This is a genomic window from Xenorhabdus eapokensis, assembly GCF_001908105.1.
Window position 1 is genome coordinate 62,704 of record NZ_MKGQ01000015.1, and the last position, 16,649, is coordinate 79,352.

Annotated in this window: 8 protein-coding genes and 3 pseudogenes; 5 read left to right on the forward strand and 6 right to left on the reverse strand. The window is 47.3% G+C overall.

The features are described 5' to 3' along the window. The 4 genes from fliO to fliR all read left to right on the forward strand — a co-directional run bounded on the left by fliO (window position 1) and on the right by fliR (window position 2,403). Window positions 1-498, forward strand: coding sequence for a flagellar biosynthetic protein FliO (gene fliO, locus Xedl_RS11665; RefSeq protein WP_074023866.1), 498 nt, complete (start codon window positions 1-3; stop codon window positions 496-498). 46 nt (window positions 499-544) lie between these two features. Beyond that, window positions 545-1,282, forward strand: a complete 738-nt coding sequence (gene fliP / locus Xedl_RS11670; protein ID WP_143187427.1) for a flagellar type III secretion system pore protein FliP — start codon at window positions 545-547, stop codon at window positions 1,280-1,282. A gap of 66 nt (window positions 1,283-1,348) precedes the next feature. Then, window positions 1,349-1,618 (forward strand): flagellar biosynthesis protein FliQ, encoded by a 270-nt coding sequence (gene fliQ / locus Xedl_RS11675; RefSeq protein WP_074023867.1) that lies wholly within the window; start codon window positions 1,349-1,351, stop codon window positions 1,616-1,618. A gap of 2 nt (window positions 1,619-1,620) precedes the next feature. Beyond that, window positions 1,621-2,403: a flagellar biosynthetic protein FliR gene (gene fliR / locus Xedl_RS11680; protein WP_074023868.1), complete on the forward strand. Its 783-nt coding sequence runs from the start codon at window positions 1,621-1,623 to the stop codon at window positions 2,401-2,403. Here fliR and Xedl_RS27855 read toward each other — a convergent pair. Beyond that, on the reverse strand, window positions 2,385-2,552 hold the full coding sequence (locus Xedl_RS27855) for a hypothetical protein (protein ID WP_158024367.1): 168 nt from the start codon (window positions 2,550-2,552) through the stop codon (window positions 2,385-2,387). The genes fliR and Xedl_RS27855 overlap by 19 nt on opposite strands. Before the next feature lie 184 nt (window positions 2,553-2,736). Between Xedl_RS27855 and Xedl_RS11685 the strand changes: the two genes are divergently transcribed. Next, entirely contained in the window at window positions 2,737-14,400 is an 11,664-nt protein-coding gene (locus Xedl_RS11685; protein ID WP_074023869.1) for a non-ribosomal peptide synthetase, read from the forward strand. Window positions 14,401-14,812: 412 nt separating this feature from the next. Here the strand turns inward: Xedl_RS11685 and Xedl_RS41235 are convergent, their stop codons facing one another. From Xedl_RS41235 to Xedl_RS11710, 5 genes and pseudogenes are all read right to left on the reverse strand, one after another. Further along, on the reverse strand, window positions 14,813-15,091 hold the full coding sequence (locus Xedl_RS41235; RefSeq protein ID WP_074023870.1) for a DUF7823 domain-containing protein: 279 nt from the start codon (window positions 15,089-15,091) through the stop codon (window positions 14,813-14,815). An 11-nt stretch (window positions 15,092-15,102) separates the two neighbouring features. Then, window positions 15,103-15,258, reverse strand: a pseudogene (locus tag Xedl_RS11695) (DUF1367 family protein); the annotation flags it as partial. Window positions 15,259-15,302: 44 nt separating this feature from the next. Next, window positions 15,303-15,578, reverse strand: a pseudogene (locus tag Xedl_RS11700) (helix-turn-helix domain-containing protein); the annotation flags it as partial. Between the two features lie 113 nt (window positions 15,579-15,691). Continuing rightward, window positions 15,692-16,030, reverse strand: coding sequence for a hypothetical protein (locus Xedl_RS11705; protein WP_074023871.1), 339 nt, complete (start codon window positions 16,028-16,030; stop codon window positions 15,692-15,694). A 50-nt stretch (window positions 16,031-16,080) separates the two neighbouring features. Then, window positions 16,081-16,407 (reverse strand): annotated as a pseudogene (locus Xedl_RS11710) (IS1 family transposase); the annotation flags it as partial. Window positions 16,408-16,649 lie beyond the last annotated feature (242 nt).

Consider the following 16,649-nt stretch of genomic DNA (forward strand, 5'->3'; position numbering starts at 1 on the left):
ATGATGGCAAACCCGCCTTCCATTCATACTTCTTTTCAACAAGGTGCGGCATCTGATGCTGCACCTGTTAACACGGCAACCAGCCATACCCATATGAATACGATCAAACAGGCAAGCAATAGTGATCCCCTGCCGGCCAGCCAAACGTTGATGCAAGTCAGCAGCGCTCTGGGCGGTGTTTTATTGCTGATTTTCTTCATAACATGGCTTGTTCGCCGTTTGGGTTTTTCCCCTGCTAAAAGCAAAAATCATCGTTTGTTAAACGTTAAAGCAAGCTGCGCCCTTGGGCCGAAAGAGCGCGTTGTTGTGGTAGAAGTCGAGGATAGCTGGCTGGTTTTAGGCGTCACATCTCAACAGATCACTATGCTGCATCAAATGCCTGCCCCCCCTGACAAGGTGGATAAGGAAACCGCGCCCAAGTCGCTGCCATTTGGTCAGATGCTCAAAAATACCCTCCAGCGAAAAAGCAAGAATGACAAGGACGATGATGAAAAATAGCGTTTTTTTTATGACAGGCAAAAAATTTGTCTCACAGCTTTCTCCAATGCGTTCGATGACGCTGTTTATGGCGCTCCTGCTGCCCTTGTTCCCCATGAATGCTGCGGCTGAGTTTCCTGGTATCATCAGCCAGCCCTTAGCCAATGGCGGACAAAGTTGGTCATTGCCAGTCCAAACCCTGATTTTCATCACAGCACTGGGGTTCATTCCCGCTGCCCTGCTAATGATGACCAGTTTTACCCGTATCATCATTGTACTTGGTTTGCTGCGCAATGCGCTGGGAACACCTTCTGCTCCGCCTAATCAGGTTATGTTAGGTCTGGCGTTATTTATGACTTTTTTCATCATGGCACCGGTATTCGATAAAGTTTATCAAAACGCTTACCTGCCCTACAGTGAGGATAAAATCACCCTGGAAGTCGCGCTGGATCAGGGAGCCAAGCCTTTACGCCAATTCATGTTACGTCAGACACGGGAAAATGATCTGGCACTGTTTGCCCGCCTTGCCGATCAGGGTGCATTTGAAACGGCAGATGCTGTTCCAATGCGCGTGCTCGTTCCTGCGTTTATTACCAGTGAATTGAAAACCGCGTTCCAGATTGGCTTTACTCTTTTCATTCCGTTCCTGATCATCGATCTGGTTGTTGCCAGTGTCTTGATGGCGTTGGGGATGATGATGGTTCCACCCGCCACTATCTCACTGCCGTTCAAACTTATGCTGTTTGTTTTGGTCGATGGTTGGCAACTCTTGCTTGGTTCACTGGCACAAAGTTTTTATGTCTAATCAACAGCTTTATGTCTAGCGTGAAATCTTATTGGAATAAAGATCAAAAAGCGGTTTGAGAAAATTATGACTCCAGAATCGGTAATGGCCCTTGGTGTTGAGGCGATGAAAGTGGCGTTAGCACTGGCCGCCCCTCCTCTTTTATCTGCCTTAATTAGTGGCTTGATCATCAGCTTATTACAGGCGGCAACTCAGATAAACGAGATGACCTTATCGTTTATTCCGAAAATCCTGGCCGTTTTCGTGACTATCGTCACTGCCGGACCGTGGATGCTCAATTTATTGCTGGATTACATGCGCACTCTGTTTAGCAGTATTCCGGCTATTATCGGTTAATTATGATCCCGTTTGATAGCGAAACACTTTCTCGTCTGGTCAGCGATTTTTTCTGGCCATTGGTGCGCTTGTTAGCGTTGTTCAGCACTGCACCCGTTTTCAGTGAAAAACAGATACCGATAAAAATTAAAATCAGCCTGGCCTTAGCGATCACCGCTTTACTCGTTCCAACTCTCCCCTCCCCGCAAATTCCGATTTTTTCGGTTGCCGGAATTTGGATCTTGATACAACAAGTATTGATTGGTATGGCCTTGGGACTGACCATGCAGATCGCCTTTGCCGTAGTGCGTCATGCAGGTGAAGTGCTCGGCTTACAAATGGGACTTTCATTCGCCACGTTTTTTGATCCTACCGGTGGCCCAAATATGCCTATCTTAGCCCGCATCCTCAATATGATGATGATGTTGCTGTTCCTGGCTCTTGATGGGCATTTATGGCTATTGTCAATTCTGGCCGATACGTTCTATTCTATTCCCATTCAATCAACTCAATTGAATCCCAAGGGTTTTCTGTTGTTATCCCAAAGTGCCAGTTTGATTTTTATCAATGGCATGATGCTGGCAATGCCAATGATTACCTTACTTCTGGTTATGAATTTTTCCCTGGGCATGTTAAACCGGATGACACCACAACTCTCTGTATTTGTGGTCGGTTTTCCGTTAACTCTGACTGTCGGCATTTTCACGCTTTCCCTGTTGTTTCCAACATTGGTGCCATTCACTGAGCAGTTATTTGGAGAAATGTTTGACCATTTGGCGATCATTATTCATGAACTGGTGTTGTAACCGTTATTTTTCTGATCAACCCGCCAATCTGGCGGGATAACATCCTGATAAACCAAACCATAATCACCTTGTCCTGATATTCCTTTGCAACTATCCACCATAGCCATCGCATTCAGCATTAACATTTTTACAACAAAAAATATCGACATACAGTATTTATTTCAGTTAACTTAATTTCATAATGTTACTATCAAGCGAGAGCTTAGAACAAAAAACCAACAAATGACCGATATCCAGTTCATTTTTACGAAAAAACAGTTATAGGCGGTATTTAATTTATTTTCAGATGGATGCAACAAATTTAAAGCCAATGATTACAAAGGAGAAACAAAAATGTCACATAGCGACACTTCATATACTTCCTCAGTAATTTGTCATAACAATTCGCTCTCTTCACCGACCTATCCGCTTAGTTCTCCCCAGCAAGCTATCTGGTTTGATCAGGCTATCCATCCCCATTCTTCTAACTACAACCTCAGCACTTTTATTCGCATTGAAGGAGAGTTGAATGAAGCATTATTTGTCCGCGCCTTTGAATCTGTTGTTGATTGTCATGACACTCTGCGTTTGCAGTTTCTCAACATCCACGCTTTACCCAGCCAAAAGGTTGTTCATTCTCTTCCTGTCATCGTAGATATACAGGATTTTTCATCCCATCCAGATGCTGATACCAGAGTAAAACAGTACATGGATGACGAATTCACGCGCCCATTTCATCTGAATGAAGCATTGTGGCGCACCACATTATTGCGAGTAAGCAATACCTGTCGGTATTGGCAATTTTGCTGTCATCATTTGATCATGGATGGCACAGGTATATTTATACTTATCAACGAGGTTATCGGTAACTATAACCAACTGATAAAAAGAGAAAAATTAAACAACTCCGCTTATTCTTATCTGGATTTTATTACGGATAACCTCAATTATCTTGCTTCTGCACGCTACTCAGACGACAGGCAATTTTGGTTGCAACGCTATGAAAACCTGCCACCGCCTTTGCTCCAGCCTGTCAATTGCAATAACACGACGAACCATAAACAAACCAACCCCGCAGCTCCTCAATCTGTCACTTGGTCAATCGACCAGACTCTTTTTAAACGTATCGAAAAAGTCGCTGGTGGACAGAAATTGCCCTTCTTGTATTTCATGTATGCCATCCTGGCTTGCTATTTCGCACGAACAACAGATGTTAATGAAATTGTTATCGGTATTCCCTTGCACAATCGCCAGAATACGCGACAAAAGTCCACAATGGGCATGTTTGCATCCGTGATCCCCATTGGTATAACGCTTTCACCGGAGGATACATTTCGTGATGTTATGCGCAAAGCTGCAACCGAAATGAGTCTTTGCCATAAGCACCAACGCTTTCCCATCGCAGAACTCAACCGACACATACACTCGCAACGACAAGACGGAAATGCCCGATTATTTGACGTGACTTTATCTCTCGAACCGTTTAAAACCCATTTGCATATGGAAGGCGAAAACATGAGCGTCAAACAGTTAGAGCTACATTCTGGTGCCCCCTACCCTCTATGTATCAGAATGAAGCAATATACCAACACCGACTGTCCTGAAGATACCGCGCCCCCGATTGCCATGGAATTCGTTTTTTCTCCTGATTATCTGAGTACCACGGAGGTCATAGCACTCCGCTCCCGTCTTGCTGTCCTGCTTGATGCCGTTCTCACTTCTCTGGAAATGCCCTCTCTTACACATACAGAAATTACACATACAACAATAGCCAATCTGCCAATCCTGCCCGACATTGAACGCCAACAGGTATTGATGGATTTCAACGCCACCCAAGCCGAATTCCCGCAAGATACCCTGATCCATCAACTGTTCGAAGCACAAGTACGGCGCACACCCGATGCCACGGCTGCGGTCTTTGAACAGCAATCGCTGAGCTACGATGAACTGAATAAACGTGCCAACCGTCTGGCGCACCATCTGATTGCTCTCGGCGTGCGTCCTGATGATCGGGTGGCAATTTGTATTGAACGCAGTCTGGAGATGGTGGTTGGTTTATTAGCTATCCTCAAGGCCGGTGGTGCTTTTGTTCCCCTCGATCCGACTTATCCAACCCCGCGGCTGGCATATATGCTCAATGACTCCGCCCCCGTAGCACTGATCACACAAACAACGATGGCCGAAATAGGAAACAGTCACCTGCCAACCATACTACTTGATCTTCCAGACTATTCTGTTTGGGATGGAAAATCGGCAGAAAACCCACAGATCCCCGCGTTGGGGCTGACCTCCCGTCATCTGGCTTATGTTATCTATACTTCCGGCTCCACAGGGCAGCCCAAAGGCGTCATGATAGAACATCGTAGTTTGTGTAACTTGATTATCCCCCAGCAAGACATGCTAGCCATCACGCCAGACAGTCGAATTTTGCAATTTGCCTCAAACAGTTTTGATGCTTGTATTTGGGAGTATTGCATGGCGTTATTGGCGGGCGCTTGCCTTTACCTTGCCAGACGGGAGAACCTTCTGCCGGGAACAACCCTGTCTCACTATTTAGAGGCTCACGCCATTACTCATGCCCTTTTGTCTCCCACAGCTCTGGCAAGCATGGAGACACTTCCGGCAACCCTGCACACCTTACTGGTGGGAGGGGAAGCGTGTCCGCCTACGCTGACCAAACGCTGGGCACCAGGACGGCAAATGATCAATGCCTATGGCCCGACGGAAGCCACAGTTTGTGCGACTCTTTGCCGCTGTGAGAGTCAGGGAGACCATGCCCCACCGATTGGTCGTCCCATCGCCAATACCCAGATCTATATCCTTGACATGCACAGTCAACCCGTTCCGCGAGGGGTGGTGGGAGAAATTCATATCGCTGGTGTCGGCGTTGCCCGCGGTTACCTGAACCGTCCCGAACTCACTGCCGAACGCTTCCTTGCCGATCCGTTTTCCCACAATCCAGGTGCCCGTATGTACAAAACCGGTGATCTGGGGCGTTGGCTGCCCGATGGCAAAATTGAATATCTTGGCCGTAATGATTTCCAAATTAAACTGCGGGGTTTCCGTATTGAGCCAGGGGAGATCGAGGCGAGGCTGCGGCAATGTCACGGTGTGCGTGAAGCCTTGGTATTACCTTGTGAAAAATTACCTTGTGAAAACAGTCCGGCATCAAAACAGCTAGTCGCCTACTTGCTACCGAAGGCAGATGCTAAACCGGAACCCATGACATTACGGCAACAGCTCACACAATATCTTGCCGAATACATGATACCCAGTGCCTTCGTGACACTCGACGCCTTCCCACTCACACCCAATGGCAAACTTAACCGTCAGGCTCTTCCCAAACCCGATCATACCGCAATCGTCACACGCAGTTACCAGGCACCCACAGGGGAAGCAGAAACCATCCTGAGCCAAATTTGGCAAACGTTGCTCGGAGTGCAATATGTCAGCCGCTGCGATCACTTTTTCGAGCTTGGTGGGCACTCACTGATAGCCGTTAACCTGATTGAACAACTACGTGAACGGGGGTGGTTTCTTGACATCCAGGCTATATTCACCAAACCCGTATTGAAAGCGATGGCAAAAGCGCTACTGTCGGTTCAAAAAGATACCGTTCAAGGGCATACAGAACCAGAAAAGACAACGGTATTTACTGTACCGCCCAATCTCATCCCTGACGGCTGTACAGCCATTACCCCCGACATGTTGACTTTAGTTTCCCTGTCCCAGCACGAGATTAATGCCATCGCCGCAACGATTCCTGGTGGCGCGGCTAATATTCAAGATATCTATCCTCTCGCGCCGCTACAGGAAGGCATTTTGTTTCATCATCTGTTGCAGAAACAGGGCGATACATATCTGTTACGTGAGTTGCTTGCCTTCGACACCCGTGAACGGCTCGATACCTTTCTGGCAACCTTACAACGGGTCATTAACTGTCACGATATTTTGCACACTTCAATCTACTGGCAGGGATTGGCACAACCCGTGCAAGTCGTCTGGCGACAGGCATCTTTGCGCATTAATACCTTCTTACCCAATGGCGAACAGAATATCGCTTCCCAATTACTGGCACACACCGATCCTCAGCATTACCGCCTTGATGTGAGTCAGGCTCCACTATTTTCCGCTGACATCGCCTATGATCCGCATCAGGATGAGTGGTTACTGGTTTTGTGTATCCATCATTTAATCTGTGATCATATAACACTGGAACACATCATTAATGAAATTGATGCCTTATTACCTGACCATAGCGAGAATGGATATCCTGACCGCCATGCTGAAAAATTGCCCCCAATATTATCCTATCGTCACTTTGTCGCCCAATCCCTGCATTGGCCGACTTCAGATCATGAAGCCTATTTCCGTCAGGTGCTCTCTGACATAGATGCCCCAACAGCGCCTTTTGGGATACTGGATATTCACAGTGAGGATAAGCAGATATTGGAGGCGAAACAGCCATTGGATGTGGCATTGTCCAAGGCCATTCGTACACAAGCCCGACGTCAGGGGGTCAGCCCCAGTATATTGTTTCATGTTGCTTTGGCACTGGTGCTGGCAAAAACCAGTGGGCGCGATGATATCGTCTTCGGTACGGTATTACTGGGGCGCATGCGGGGCAGTAGCGGCATCGATCAAATTATGGGGCTGCTTATCAATACCTTGCCCATTCGGATCAGGCTGACAGATCATAACGTACAGGCAACCGTTCAAGAGACCTACCTTAATTTGATGAAGTTGCTGGAGCACGAACAAGCCACACTGACGTTGGCTCAACATTGCAGTCGCGTGATCCCCCCTTTGCCGCTCTTTAACACACTACTCAATTATCGTCATAGCCAGGCGGATACCACGTTGGCTAAATGGGAAGGTGTGCACCTGCTGATGCAAGAAGAGAGAACCAATTATCCCATCGGTTTGTTTGTTGATGATTGGGGGGATGAATTTAGCCTGATTGCTCAAACCGTATTGGACATCGATCCCATCCGGCTGCTCGGCTATATGACCACCGCTCTGACGGGGCTGGTGGAAGCGCTGGAAACCTCGCCCCACCAGCCAATTTTGGCTATTTCGATTCTACCCGTTGCGGAGCGTCAACAATTACTGCTGGATTTCAATGCCCCCCCATCTTCCCCAGACGCTATATTCTCGCAAAATACAGCAATTGATCTCCCACAAGACACGTTTATTCACCAACTGTTTGAAAAGCAAGTGCAGCAAAATCCCGATGCAATTGCTGTTATCTTTGAAGAACAATCGTTAAGTTATGCTGAACTGAATCGTCAGGCCAATAGCTTAGCGCATTATCTGATTGCCTTAGGTATCCGCCCGAATGATCGGGTGGCGATTTGTGCCGAACGCAGTCCGGCCATGATGGTGGGATTACTTGCTATCCTTAAGGCCGGTGGTGCCTATGTCCCGCTCGATCCAGGCTATCCAGCCGAACGACTGGCCTACATACTTGAAGATGCGGCTCCCGTGGCTTTGCTTACCCAAACTGTCTTTACCCAAACTGTCTTTACCCAAACAATGTTAATCAATCGGCTAACCCGCGTACCCATTGTGGATCTCAACAATCTTGCACTCCTTACCGCAGATATGCCAACCAGTGATCCTGATCCCCAGGCGCTTGGCCTCACCTCACGCCATCTGGTTTATGTGATTTATACCTCTGGCTCAACGGGCGTGCCTAAAGGGGTAATGAATGAACATCGTGGGGTCGTGAATGGCCTGCTCTGGTCACAACAGGCTTATCAATTAACCCCGCTGGATCGGGTCTTACAGAAAACCCCTTTTAGTTTTGATGTTTCCGTTTGGGAGCTTTTCCCGCCCCTGATGTTTGGAGCACAATTAATTTTAGCTCGCCCCGATGGTCATAAAGACCCGCACTATTTACTGTCTGAGATAGAAAAACGCCAAATTACTCTTATCTTTTTCGTGCCTGCTATGCTACAGCAATTTATCCATGCCACTCCTGCCGGATGTTGCCCTTCTTTGCGCCATATTTTATGCAGTGGTGAAGAATTCCCTTATGTCTTGCAGCAAAAGTGTCTGTCCCATTTTACGCATTGTCAGGTACATAACTTATATGGCCCAACTGAAGCAGCGATTCATGTCACCGCCTGGCGGTGTGTGCCAAATCGTTATATCGGACGAGTACCGATTGGAAAACCCATCGCCAATATCCAAATTTATCTGCTTGATAGTCACAAAAAACCCGTACCAATCGGGGTTACAGGGGAGCTTTACATTGGTGGGATTGGGGTTGCCCGCGGTTATCTGAACCTGCCAGAACTAACCGCAGAACGCTTCCTTGCTGATCCTTTTTCTTCAGATCCTGATGCCCGCCTGTACAAAAGTGGTGATCTGGCGCGTTGGTTACCTGACGGTAATATTGAATACCTTGGTCGTAATGATTTTCAGGTCAAGATACGTGGTTTCCGCATCGAACTCGGCGAAATTGAGACGATATTGGCGCAATGTCGTGGTGTACGAGACGCGGTGGTGATTGTCCGCGAAGATACACCGAATGAAAAGCGGCTGGTTGCTTATCTGCTCGCCGAACCCAATACGATATTGATACCCGCAGAACTACGCCAGCAACTGGCACAACACCTCGCAGAGTATATGCTGCCTGGTGCTTTTGTGACGCTTGAAACCTTTCCATTAACTCCCAATGGCAAACTCAACCGTCAGGCATTGCCAATGCCAGATCAAACCGCACTCGCGACCCGCAATTATGCAGCACCCATCGGAGACATAGAAATAACATTGGCCGCGATTTGGCAAGCATTGCTGAAATTGGAACACGTTGGCCGTCATGATCATTTCTTTGAACTCGGCGGGCATTCCCTGCTCGCCATTCAGCTTGCCGCACGCATACGCCAGCAACTGGCGCGGGAATTGCACTTGCAGCAACTCTTTTCCCATCCTGTCCTGGCCGATTTAGCTACCTTGCTCCTCGACACGCCTGTGACAACCCAAATCGTTATTCCTGCAACCAACCGCAATCAACCACTGCCACTCTCCTTCGCCCAACAACGCTTGTGGTTCCTTGCTCAGCTCAATACTAAAGCCAATCTGGCCTATAATATCCCGATAATCCTGCATCTCAGCGGGTATCTCGATCAGGCTGCGTTGACGGCTGCACTTGACCATCTCGTCAGCCGACATGAAAGTTTGCGCACCCGTTTTGTCCTGATTGATGAACAACCTTACCAACATATCGCCTACCAACACATAGATCGGGCAGATACCGGTTTTTCTCTGACCCGTCGGGATCTGCGCAAATTAGACGAAACTGCTCGCAGGAGCCGTATTAACGAATTAGCCGAACTTGAAACACAAACCCCATTCGATTTCGCTAATGAGCCAATGATCCGAGGTCAATTACTGCAACTGTCTGATCAAGAACATGTGCTGATCCTTACCCAACATCACATCATCACCGATGGCTGGTCAGCCGGGATATTGCTCCGCGAGCTGAGTGTTCTCTACCGTATTGCACAAGGAAAATGTAGCGATCCTTTACCCCACCTTCCCATCCAGTATGCGGATTATGCCGTCTGGCAACAGAAATGGCTGCGAGGTGAGGTGCTCACTGCACTGCGGGATTTCTGGCAGAAGCAACTGCAAAACGCACCAACCTTGTTGTCTCTCCCTCTTGATCACCCTCGCCCGCCAGAACAAAGTTATACCGGTGCTCATGTTGCAGTTCACCTGAATGCTGACTTATTGTCGGCTCTCAAGGCGCTTGGACAGCGGCAGGATGCAACATTATTTATGACTTTGCTTACAGCCTGGAGCATCGTGCTTGCCCGTCTGAGCGGACAGGATGATATTGTCATTGGCACTCCCGTTGCCAACCGTTCATTGAGTGAACTTGAAGGGTTGATCGGCTTTTTTGTCAACACCCTGCCTTTACGCATCGAACTGGAACAGTACAACTCTGTGGCAAATTTGCTCGCTCATGTTCGTCAACAGACGCTGGCAGCTTACGCACATCAAGATCTGCCTTTTGAACAATTGGTGGAACTCCTAAAACCTGAACGCAGTTTGAGCTATAACCCGATTTTTCAGGTGATGCTGGCTCTGAACAATACTCCCACGCAATCCCTTGAATTATCGGGTTTATCGGTCTCCTTGATGACACCGCCACACCGCAGCGCATACTTCGACCTGACCCTGTCACTGACCGAAAATCAGGATGGCCTCAGTGGCTATCTGGAATATGCATCAAGTCTCTTCGACCGAACGACAGTTGAACGCATGGTGGGTTATCTCACCAATGTCCTGACAGCCATGACAACCGATGAAACACAGGCTATTGCTCGCCTGCCGATGTTGCCCATTACAGAACGCCAACAATTATTGGTTGATTTCAATGCCCCTCAAGCCGATTTTCCAAATGATGCGTTGATTCACTCATTGTTCGAAGCTCAGGTACAACGCACACCCGATGCTACGGCGGTGATCTTTGAAGAACAATCCTTGAGTTATGACGAACTGAACTGTCGAGCCAACCAACTGGCACACAGTCTGATTGCTTTTGGTGTACGCCCTGATGATCGCGTGGCAATTCAAGTTGAACGGGGTTTGGATATGATTATTGGTCTATTCGGGATCTTAAAAGCGGGTGCCGGTTATATTCCGCTTGATCCAGCATATCCTGCCGAGCGGCTGATTTATCAGTTGTCAGACTGCAAGCCTGTAATATTGCTGACGCAAAAACACTTACAAACACGTTTAGCAATACAAGATATTCCCATCTGGTTGCTGGACGATGAAATTCATCAAGATAATCGGCAAAAACAGCCTGTTTATAACCCTGACCCCAGGCAAACAGGCGTTCAGCCACATCATTTGGCTTATATCATCTACACCTCAGGTTCAACCGGAAACCCCAAAGGCGTCATGCTGGAACATCGCAATGTTGTCAGCCTTATCCATGCCCATTGTCAGATCAGTGAACCTGGCTTGGGTGATCGTATTCTGCAATTTGTGACCTTCGCGTTTGACATTTCAGTGTCAGATATTTTTCCTACTCTGGCATCGGGTGCCACGCTGGTTCTGCGCCCACCTCATATCAAAATACCGAATAGCGCGTTTGTTGATTTTTTACGTGAACAGAAAGTGACAATCATCAATCTACCGACAGCTTTCTGGCACCATTGGGCACAAGAAATGAAGGCAAGGCGTGTCGGTTTCAGCCCCTCTATACGCACCGTTATTGTTGGGGGGGATAAAGTGGAATACCGTTATTTAATGGATTGGCTGTCGTGCCCAGAAACCCAATCCTGCCGCTGGTTCAACGCTTATGGCCCGACAGAAATTACTATCACTGCTACCGTTATGCAGGTAGATAAAGCAATGGTGACAGATAACAAACAGACTCCGCCTATCACCAACAATATTCCGATCGGCCGGCCACTGTCCAATACACGTGTCTATATTTTGGACATACTTGGTCAGCCGGTGCCTATTGGCGTGAGTGGCGAAATTTATATCGGCGGAATGGGGGTCGCCCGTGGTTATTCAAACCAACCAGAGTTGACAGCAGAGAAATTTGTTGCCGATCCCTTTAGCGAACATCCCAACGCTCGCATGTATAAAACCGGAGATTTGGCTCGCTGGCGATCTGACGGCAATATCGAATATCTTGGCCGCAATGATTTTCAGGTCAAGCTACGCGGCTTTCGTATCGAACTGGGCGAAATCGAAACCAGATTGATGCAATGCCACGGCGTACGTGAAGCTATCGTGCTTGCCCGTGAAGATAAACTGGGTGATAAGCGCCTGATTGCTTATCTGATCGCCGAACCGAATGCAAAACTGACACCGACAGAACTGCGCCAGCAACTCGCACTCCATCTCGCCGACTATATGCTGCCCAGCGCATTTGTGACACTGGATGCTTTTCCGTTAGCGCCTAATGGCAAGATTAACCGCCAGGCATTACCGATGCCGGATCAGACATCCATGGTAACCCATACTTATGAAGAGCCGCTCGGTGAAATGGAAATTACTCTGGCTGAAATTTGGCAAGCATTGCTAAGGCTGGAAAAGGTTGGGCGTTATGATCATTTCTTTGAACTCGGTGGTCATTCCCTGATGGTTATCAACCTGATTGAGCGGCTGCACAATCGAGGCTGGCACCTTGATGTTCGTGCTGTATTTTCCACCCCAACACTGGCTGAAATGGCGAAAATAATGCAGGTAATGCAAGATGATGAATCCACGTTTATCGCTCCGCCCAATCTCATCCCCGATGGTTGTACCGCTATCACTCCTGATATGCTGCCGCTGGTTTCTCTGACGCAACACGAGATTGAGACTATCACTGCTACCGTTCCTAATGGCGCCAACAATATCCAGGATATCTACCCACTGGCACCATTACAGGAGGGTATGCTGTTCCAGCATCTGCTGCAAACACAAGGCGATGTTTATCTGTTGCACCTCTTGCTGGCTTTTAACACCCGCGAGCGTCTTGATGCTTTTCTGGCTGCTTTGCAACAGGTTATTCATCGTCACGATATTCTACGCACTGCCATCTGCTGGCAGGGTTTAACCCAGCCAGTACAAGTTGTCTGGCGTCAGGCACCTCTGTGTATCAAAACCTTCGTGCCAGATAACGATAAGGACGTACCATCCCAATTGTTGGCACAGACCGATCCATATCAACACCGCCTCGATATCAGCCAGGCTCCGCTATTCTCTGCTGATATCACATATGATCCGAATCAGGGCGAGTGGTTGTTAGCGTTGTGTTGCCACCATATCCTCAATGACCATATATCGCTGAATATCATCATTGCTGAAATCAATGAACGCCTGCATCATCGTACTGAAAAATTACCACCTGCCTTACCATACCGCCATTTTATCGCCCACTCCTTACATGTGCCGATGCCAGATCACGCAGCCTATTTCCGGAATATGCTCGCAGGTGTGGATACACCCACTACGCCTTTCGGCATATTAGATGTTCACAGTGGGGACAGGCCTGTCACTGAGATCATCAAGCCACTTAATACAGCACTGACCCGTGCTATCCGCCAACAGGCGCGCCGCCAAGGAGTTAGCCCCGGCGTTCTGTTCCATGTTGCGTTGGCACAAGTTCTGGCAAAAATAAGTGGGCGAGATGATGTCGTCTTCGGGACGGTTTTGTCAGGACGTATGCAAGGAAGTGCCGATATTGAGCGAATTCTGGGGCTGTTTATCAATACCCTGCCCGTGCGGATCACGCTTGCGGGGAACAGCACACAAGCAACCGTGCAAGCAGCATACCGCAGTTTGACGCAGTTACTTGAACACGAACAGGCACCACTGGCGCTGGCTCAACGTTGCAGTGGTGTAAAACATCCCCTGCCGCTTTTTAATACACTCCTTAATTACCGCCATAGCCAACCGGATGTTGCCAATACCCTATGGGACGGTATACGTCTGGTCACAGGACGAGAAAGAACTAACTATCCCATCTATCTGGCTGTAGATGATTTGGGGAAAGGTTTCCTGTTGACCGCTCAGGCTATAGCAGGAATTGATCCGGCACACCTGATTGCATATATGACGACGGCTTTAGCGGATCTGGTAAAAACATTGGAAACCGAACCCCAAAAACCAATCATGAACATTGCTACCCCGTCTGCCACAGAACGCCAGCAACTACTGACCGACTTCAACCCTATTCAGGCTGACTCAACGCAAGATACACGGACATCAGGCCAATCTACTGTTGGAACAACTTTCGGTTACGAAGCGCCTCTCGGTGAGGTGGAAACTGCTCTGGCTGAGATTTGGCAAAAATTGCTGCAACGGGAACGAATCGGTCGTTATGATAATTTTTTTGCATTGGGAGGTCATTCATTGATAGCAATACAATTGTTGGCTCGTATGCGTGAACAAAACATGGAAATTCCATTAGCAACCTTGTTCACGCATCCCACATTATGTGAACTGGCCAGGGCGATAAACCCAAATCGCTCAACGGTAGCGAATAACCTGAATTGATACCATTAGCCAAAAGAAAAATAAGTGGTTCCACACCCTGTGGAGCCACTTTTCAATCCGTTATCTAACAGAGACATGACTACCTCTCACATTGGAGAAATAAAAAAACCGCATTTCTGCGGCTTTGGTATGGAGCTAATTGTCGTTTTGGATCAAAACAAGAGCAGGCTATTTTTTAGCCTACTGACCAAAATGGCTAAAATAACACCCAATACATTGATTTAACTACGATATAGGTGTTGACCGATCCCGATCGAGTCGTCAACGCTAAGTTGACTACAGGTAGATAGCAAAAAGCCCCGCGAGTGCGAGGCTTGGATACTGGTGTAGATTTGAGCGGTTTATTTACCAACCCAGCGGAGGCAAAAGTTTTGGGGCTACCCCGTTTTTTGCATTTGTTGCAATAAAGCGCCTAGCCTTTGTACCTTAGCGTTTTGATACGAAAATTCGTAATCAAAGGTCCATCCCCCTCATGATACCCTAGTTGTGCCTTGCCAAGATTATAAGACTCATTATTAACTGCTACCCGAAGTTCTTTATTTTGGAAGAGGAGCCCTACCTTCTGGTAACTCCCCTTATCTTGTTTAGTAGATAAATTAATATAAAATGTGTTACTTATTTCACCCCAACTGAATGATGATATTTCCGTAATATCTATCTCATTGTTTGAAGTTATATTTAAAGTGCCCATAGTATGCGGCCAAAGTATTTGCGGTGGAAACGGGGATTGCGGGCTTTCTTAAAATTAGCCTGCAACACATCGCCGCATTTGATTTTCAGATGCAGATATTCTCTGGTCGCTGGAGTAGCTGGCCGTAAGGTGTCGTCAGAAATTTTGATAAAACTATGCTGCGCCATTCTTGTTCCCTTAAGGTAATGGCACAGCAGCGTAAGTTTAGGGCGGTCAAATATTCAATCAGGTCGGCGGTTTGTTCAGCAGAGAGATGGCTTTCAGAGCCCCCATTTTCCGGCGTCAGCTTTTCCTGCGCGATGAAGTCTTTGAGGTGACGGCTGACCGTACTTTCATAAATACGCAAGGCCTGGGCTATCATCTGAGCTGTCCAGCCCTCTGATGCCAAAAGCACGGCCTTGAAGCGGTCACGAACTCGACTGTCACGCGTGGTATCATGCATCAATTCAAGGGCGCGTTTTTGTTCTGGTATCAGATGAATTTTCATAGCTGCAAACATGATCTGATTTGGATAAGAAATCAAGCATCTTCAATGGCGATTGGTATAATCTACGGGACAGATACTATCTGCAAATACAACGATACGCCAGAAATAACACTTTATAGCGTTAATTTCAGTTCATGCCAGCCCCATGTATTCCAACACGCGGCCTCACCTGAAAAACAGCATTCCGTCACGGGTAACGATTCACCGCATTTTTCACAACATTGTTGCTGTAACTCAGCCATTTGCTTTTTTAATGAACGGTCATCCATTCGAATTAGCATTGTGAGATATTCATTGATCTCATAAGGTTCCCTGCCCAGTCTACGTAGTACACCATTGCGTTTAAGCATCTCCAATTCTTGGTTGTCGAGCAACAATTCTACCTTGGTGACGCCAGCCTCCTGCTGGCGTTGACGTTGGGCGGCCTGACAAGCAGGACACAGGCCAACCACGAAAAAATTTTCTTGTCCCGTGGGTCATGCATTCAATCCGTTGATCTGATTCAAAGATAGTATTCTCTTTCAATAAAAGTCCCAATAACTTTGTCATGCATCTCAGGGGATTTTGAATAGCCGAGTGTTTTACGGTTCAATCGGTTAATTCTGTTGCGAAGTGTAAGATTTTCACGCTCGATACGTTGCGTGAAACTTTTCCCGACGAGGTGTGTATTTTCAGGTAACATATTGTAATCTTTAAACTTATCGGTACACCAAAAAGCAACATTGAATCGCGATAATTTTTTCAGAAGCTTTTTAAGCGTTTTTTTGCTCCGCCTTCCAAACGTGTGAGCGATGATACGCTTTAGTCGAGGTTCCCAAGCATACCATATTTCTTTAACCACCCAAGGGAATGGGTAAAAAACATTCACTTTAATTCCAGAGGGTAACTAATTATTAAGCATTATTCGCTTGTTATTTATGGATGATGAGTTTATTGGTTAATACAAGTAGAGTTTCTGTTGGAGTGATTATGTTTAACGCGATGCTCGACTTTAACATCCTATAACATTGGCTTGTTGAAGCCAGTCCCGTTGACTTTTACCTTGTTGAAAATTGGCAAAAATACCCAACG